The 5,922-nt window shown below is 60.3% G+C and carries 5 protein-coding genes; 3 read left to right on the forward strand and 2 right to left on the reverse strand.

Annotation, left to right across the window (positions count from 1 at the left end; translation table 11 throughout):
• From AAC023_RS13115 to aguB, 3 genes are all read left to right on the forward strand, one after another.
• Window positions 1–2,985: TonB-dependent receptor (locus AAC023_RS13115; RefSeq protein WP_339741646.1), on the forward strand; the 2,985-nt coding region annotated here is incomplete at its 5' end.
• A gap of 140 nt (window positions 2,986–3,125) precedes the next feature.
• The gene (locus AAC023_RS13120) at window positions 3,126–4,151 is read left to right on the forward strand and encodes an agmatine deiminase family protein (RefSeq protein ID WP_339741647.1); all 1,026 of its coding nucleotides are present in this window, start codon (window positions 3,126–3,128) and stop codon (window positions 4,149–4,151) included.
• Window positions 4,148–5,011 carry an N-carbamoylputrescine amidase gene (gene aguB / locus AAC023_RS13125; RefSeq protein WP_339741648.1) on the forward strand — a complete coding sequence of 288 codons (864 nt, stop codon included), beginning with the start codon at window positions 4,148–4,150 and terminating at the stop codon, window positions 5,009–5,011. The genes AAC023_RS13120 and aguB overlap by 4 nt, the downstream gene beginning before the upstream one ends.
• Here the strand turns inward: aguB and AAC023_RS13130 are convergent.
• The gene (locus tag AAC023_RS13130) at window positions 4,981–5,196 is read right to left on the reverse strand and encodes a hypothetical protein (protein ID WP_339741649.1); all 216 of its coding nucleotides are present in this window, start codon (window positions 5,194–5,196) and stop codon (window positions 4,981–4,983) included. The two genes, aguB and AAC023_RS13130, sit on opposite strands and share 31 nt — an antisense overlap.
• A gap of 83 nt (window positions 5,197–5,279) precedes the next feature.
• Window positions 5,280–5,922: MarC family protein (locus AAC023_RS13135; RefSeq protein ID WP_339741650.1), on the reverse strand; the 643-nt coding region annotated here is incomplete at its 5' end.

The following is a 5,922-nucleotide window of genomic DNA, read 5'->3' on the forward strand; positions in this document are numbered from 1 at the left end:
TCGGGTCTGCGCGTTGGCGGTCCTTACAATGTGACAATCACTGCGGACGGTTTCCAGCCGCGCCGGGTTGAAGGTGTCTTCCTCTCCCTCGGTGAGAGCATGTCGCTCAACCTCGAAATGAGCGCTGTTTCCGGCACCACCGACATCGTCGTCGTGACCGCATCTGCCATCCAGGCCATGAATACCGCCGTTGGCCCGAACTCGACCTTCAGCCTCTCGGATCTGCAAGAGACCCCGTCGATCAATCGTGCGCTCGCCGATGTCGTTCGCCAGGATCCACGCGTCTATATCGACGAATCCTTCAACGATTCCATCCAGTGTGCCGGTGCCAACCCACGTTACAACAGCCTCACCGTTGACGGTCTCGGCCTGAATGACGGCTTTGGTCTGAACTCGAACGGTTATCCGACCCAGCGCATGCCATTCTCCTATGACGCGATCGAGCAGGTCTCCGTCGAGCTGGCTCCGTTTGACGTCGAATACGGTGGCTTCACTGCCTGTAACATCAATGCCGTCACCAAATCCGGCACCAATGAATTCCGCGGCGGTGTCTTCTATGATTACACCTCCGATGCCTTCCAGGGCGACTCGCTCGAAGGTTCGAGCTTCACCGTTCCTGAATACGACCAGAAGCGTTACGGCATCACCTTTGGTGGTCCGATCATCCAGGATCGTCTGTTCTTCTTCGCTGCCTATGAGCGCTTTGAAGGCATCGACATTTTCGACCGTGGCCCAGAAGGTTCCGGCGCACCGACCGAAATCAGCGGTTTCACCCAGGCTGATTACGCCGACATCCTCGACATCGCCCAGAACGTTTATGGCTACAATCCAGGCGGCGTCCCAGGCAATGCTCCGGTTATCGACGAAAGCATCCTCGTCCGCGTCGACTGGAACATCAATGACGATCACCGTTTCGCTCTGACCTACAACCAGTCGGAAGGTGCCAACCGCACCGAGTCCGATGGCGACAACAATGAGTTCGAGTACGAGAACCACCTCTATAACCGTGGTTCCGACCTGACCGCCTACACCGCTCAGCTGTTCTCCAACTGGACGGACAACTTCTCCACCGAGCTGCGTGCGTCTTACCAGGAAGTTGATTTCCTGCAGTCCTCGATCAACGGCACGGATTTCGGTGAAGTCCAGATCCGCGTCGGCGGCAACACCATCTATCTCGGTGCCGATGACTCGCGTCAGTCGAACGATCTCGACTACAGCACGCTGACCCTGAAGGGTGTGGGCCACTATCAGTGGAACGACCACTACTTCACCTTCGGCGCCGAAACGCTGAACTACGACATCTTCAACCTCTTCGTTCAGCACACCGAGGGTGAGTGGCGTTTCAACTCCATCAATGACTTCCGCAATGGCGATGTGAGCCGCATCTATTACGGCAATGCCCGTGGCACCAACAACCCGGACGATGCCAGCGCGACCTTCACCTACGACATCAATACGGTCTACGCGCAGGACGAATGGTCCGGCCCGAATGGTCTGACCCTGATCGCCGGTCTGCGTTACGACTGGTACACCACGGATGACGTGCCGAACGAAAACGCCAACTTCATCGCCCGGAATGGCTATTCCAATGCCGATTCCCTCGATGGTCGCGGTCTCGTTCAGCCACGCTTCGCCTTCACCTGGGATGCCCGTCGCGATCTGACGGTTCGCGGTGGTTTCGGTCTCTACTCCGGTGGCAACCCGAATGTCTGGGTTTCCAACAACTTCTCGAATGACGGCCTGACCGCCATTCAGCTGACAGATTTTGGTCCGGAAAACCTGCTCACCGGTACGGAAACCTATGTCGAAGACGAAGGTGGCACTGGCCGTCCGATCTTTGGCGTTCCGCAGAGCATGTATGACAGCGTCGCCGGTGGCGCGGCCAACTCCAGCGTCAATGCCATCGACCCGGATTTCGAAATCCCGGCCGAATGGAAAGCGGCCCTGGGCTTCACCTATGATGGCGAACTGCCATTCCTCGGTGACGGCTACACAGTGATGGGTGACCTGCTGTACTCGCAAAGCCGCGACGCAGCGGGTATCGTCGACGCAACGCTCGAGCAGGTTGATACGGCACCAGATGGTCGCCCGATCTATCGCTCGATCGACCGCAGCGACCCGGATTGTGTGGTTCCGACCGCAGCCACCTGTTCCAACCGGATCTTCAACCAGGACTTCATCCTGACCAATTTCGATGGCGGCGAATCTCTCGTCCTGTCGCTGGCCGTCAGCCGTGAATATGATGACCTGGGCCTGAGCTGGACGGCTGCCTATGCCTACACCCAGTCCGAAGATGCCAATCCGATGACGTCTTCGGTGGCCTTCTCCAACTATGCCAGTGTCGCTGTGTCGGATCCGAACAATCCGCAATCTGCGACATCCAACTACGAGATCCCGCACCGCTTTACCGGTCGTGTCTCGTGGGAGCATGACTTCTTCGACGATCTGACCACCCGGGCGACCCTGTTCGGCCAGGTCAGCCAGTCGCGTGGTTACTCCTTCTCGTTCGACAATGATGATGGCGACATGTTCGGTGACATCATTGACCGTCGTCACCTGCTCTACGTGCCGACCGATGCCAGCGATCCGCTGGTCCGGTTCGCGCCTGGCTTCGATACGGCAGCCTTCTTTGCCTATACCGACGCCCAGGGCCTGGCCCGTGGTGCGATCGACGAGCGCAACTCGCATGAGGGTTCCTGGTGGACCAAGATGGATCTGCGCCTCGAGCAGGAATTCCCTGCCTTCGCGCCGGGCCATCGCGCTGCCGGTTACCTGGTGATCGAAAACCTCGGCAATCTCATCAGTGATGAATGGGGCATTCTGACCCAGGCCAGCTATCCGCAAATCCGCAGCATTGTTGATGCGGAATACGATGCCGGCACCAATCAGTATGTGTTCGAGAGCTTCAACCCGCTGACTGCCGAATCCCGCGTTTCCAGCGCGTCGACCTGGCAGGTATTGTTCGGTGTGAAGTACGACTTCTAAGCACTGGCATAGCATGCGAATACGCAGTGGAAGGGCGGCCCTCGGGCCGCCCTTCTTTTTTGCGCGGGAGGTTTGCTTTTTTGCGCTCGCATCCGCTTGAAACGCGTGATAGAGGCGCGCTTCATGATAGAGGCGCCCTGATGAGCAATCACACCATTCCCCATGAATCGCAGACCCCGGATCAGATCGTCACATGCTGGCCGGCCGAGGCGAGCATCTGGCTTGAAAATCTCGCGCCTGCCCGGCTTGAGTTCGCCGCCTTCCTGACGGCCGTCACCGAGCCTGTGCCCGGCGGCAAGCGCCTGCCCCTGACGATCCTCGTCTCCAATGACGAGACCGAGGCTTCGGCCCGCGTGGCGATGGGCGAGACGGCTGTGCTGGTGCGCCAGAATTACGGCGATGTATGGACGCGCGATACCGCGCCGGTCTTCCTGCGCCGCGATGGCGAGCTGATCGCGGCCCGCTTTCCGTTCAATGGCTGGGGCGGCAAGTTCCAGATTCCCGGCGACCAGACCGTTGGCACGGCGATCGCCCGCATGGTCGAGGCGCGCATCATTGATGTCGCGATGATCGCCGAGGGCGGCGCCCTTGAATTTGATGGCGAAGGCACCGTTATCACCACGCGTGATGTCCTGCTCAACAAGAACCGCAATGCCGATCTGACCGAAGCCGTGGTCGATGAGCGCCTCAAGGCCGCGCTCGGCGTGGAAAAGGTCTTGTGGGTCGACAAGGGGCTGGTCGGTGATCACACCGATGGTCATATCGACAATATCGCCCGCTTCGTGCGTCCCGGCGAAGTCGTGTGCATGGCGCCCTATGGCGCCGACGACCCCCAGGCCGAAATGCTGGAGCAGATCGCGACCGAGCTCGCGGCAATGACCGATGCGCGCGGCCGCAAACTGCAGGTGCACCGCATCCCTTCACCCGGCCGTGTCGTCAACAAGGCCGGCGATGTCCTGCCGGCGAGCTATATGAATTGGGTTATCGGGCCGCGCAATCTGGTGGTTCCAACCTATGGTACCGCCAGTGAAGCGGCGGCGCTCGACGCCCTGCGCGCCCTGTTTACGGGCCATGAGGTTGTCGGTTGCCGTTCCAGCGCTATTCTGAGCGGCGGCGGTGCCTTCCACTGCGTCACGACCCACATCCCGGCTGGACTGAACTCATGAGCAATACGATCACCATGGCCGGCCTGCAGACCGGGTTCGGTGAGGATATCGCGGATAATATCAAACGCGTCGCGTCGATGATCCGCGAGGCTGCGGCCGCCGGTGCGCAGATCATTCTGCCGCCTGAACTCTTCCAGGGCCCCTATTTCTGCAAGACCCAGGACGAGGCCAATTTCGCCCGTGCCTTTCCGGCGATGGAACACCCTTGCGTCATCGCGATGAGCGAGCTGGCGGCCGAGCTGGGTGTCGTGATTCCGGTCTCGATCTATGAGCGTGACGGGCAGTGCTATTACAACTCACTGGTGATGATCGATGCCGATGGCCGTCCGATGGGCGTCTATCGCAAGAGCCATATTCCCGATGGTCCCGGCTATCAGGAGAAATATTATTTCCGGCCCGGCAATACGGGCTTCAAGGTCTGGGACACGCGTTTCGGCCGGATCGGCGTTGGCATTTGCTGGGACCAGTGGTTCCCGGAAGTCGCCCGCGCCATGGCGCTGCTGGGCGCTGAAGTGCTGATGTATCCGACCGCGATCGGTTCGGAACCGCATGATGACAGCCTCGACACCTCGGCGCGCTGGCAGCGGGCCATGCAGGGCCATGCGGTGGCGAATGTGATGCCGGTGCTGGCCGCCAACCGGATCGGCAATGAGGATGGCCAGGTCTTCTACGGCTCATCCTTCGTCTGCGACCACACAGGCGAGAAGGTCTCCGAGCTGAACAAGACCGAAGAAGGCATTGTGTCCGGCACATTCGATCGCGACTTCCTGCAGACCCATCGTGCGGCCTGGGGTGTGTTTCGCGACCGGCGGCCCGATCTCTACGCGCCCTATTTCAAGCCCTTGTCCAGCAAGTCCTGAATCTGCGACTGCGCCCGTGATTGCGACGGGATGAATATCCCGAAGGCGATCGCGATCGCGATGGCCGGCCAGCCGAAGGCGATCGCCTGGTCGGTCTCACCTTGCGTGAAACTGTAAGCGGCAGCGGTCAGCCCCGTTGCGGTCAGAAGGGCTGCGGCGACTGTCATGGCGAGACGAAACCCCATCCAATTCTCCATCACCTGCGGGTCTCTTTGACGGACCCCTAGGCGAGCAGAATGACAGGTTTTGCCTAATTTTTGGTTTCAGCCTAGCTGGCCATGAAGGCACCATGGATGCCGTCAAAGATGAACTGGGTCGCCAGGGCGGCCAGGATGACGCCGAGAATCCGCGTGATCATCGCCGCCATCGAGGCGCCGACGAATTTCATCACCGGCCCGATCACCAGGAAAACCGCCAGGCAAAGCAGGAGGTTGATGCCGACGGCCGCGAAGACGACGCCCTGATGCGCCATGGTCGGGGCTTCGGACATGAACAGCATGATCGTCGCGATCGCACCGGGGCCGGCGAGCATCGGGATCGCCATCGGGAAGACCGAGATATCGTCCCAGATCTCCGGATGCGCCTCATGCTCCTCGGTCAGTTTCTCGGCCCGTTCCTCGCGCCGTTCGGTGCGTTTCTCGAAAATCATTTCCAGCGCCATCAGGAAGAGCAGCACGCCGCCGGCGGTGCGAAAGGCGTCGAGGCTGATATGCATCGCGTCGAGCAGATAGCGCCCGCCGAGCGCGAAGGCGAGCAGGACACCGGTCGCGATGATGATGGATTTATACGCCATGGCGCGCTGGTGCGCCTTGGGCGAGCCATCGGTCAGGGCAAAGAAGATCGGCGCCACGCCGGGCGGATCGATGGCGACGAAGAAGGTGACGAGGGCGGAGAGAAAGAGTTCGGTCATG

It is taken from the genome of uncultured Maricaulis sp. (genome assembly GCF_963976135.1).
Classification (GTDB): Bacteria; Pseudomonadota; Alphaproteobacteria; order Caulobacterales; family Maricaulaceae; genus Maricaulis.

Excerpts from the sequence above, each read along its gene's own strand:
- AAC023_RS13120 (WP_339741647.1), top strand. The coding sequence starts at position 3,126 with ATGAGCAATCACACCATTCCCCATGAATCGCAGACCCCGGATCAGATC.
- aguB (WP_339741648.1), top strand. The coding sequence starts at position 4,148 with ATGAGCAATACGATCACCATGGCCGGCCTGCAGACCGGGTTCGGTGAG.
- AAC023_RS13130 (WP_339741649.1), bottom strand. The coding sequence starts at position 5,196 with ATGGGGTTTCGTCTCGCCATGACAGTCGCCGCAGCCCTTCTGACCGCA.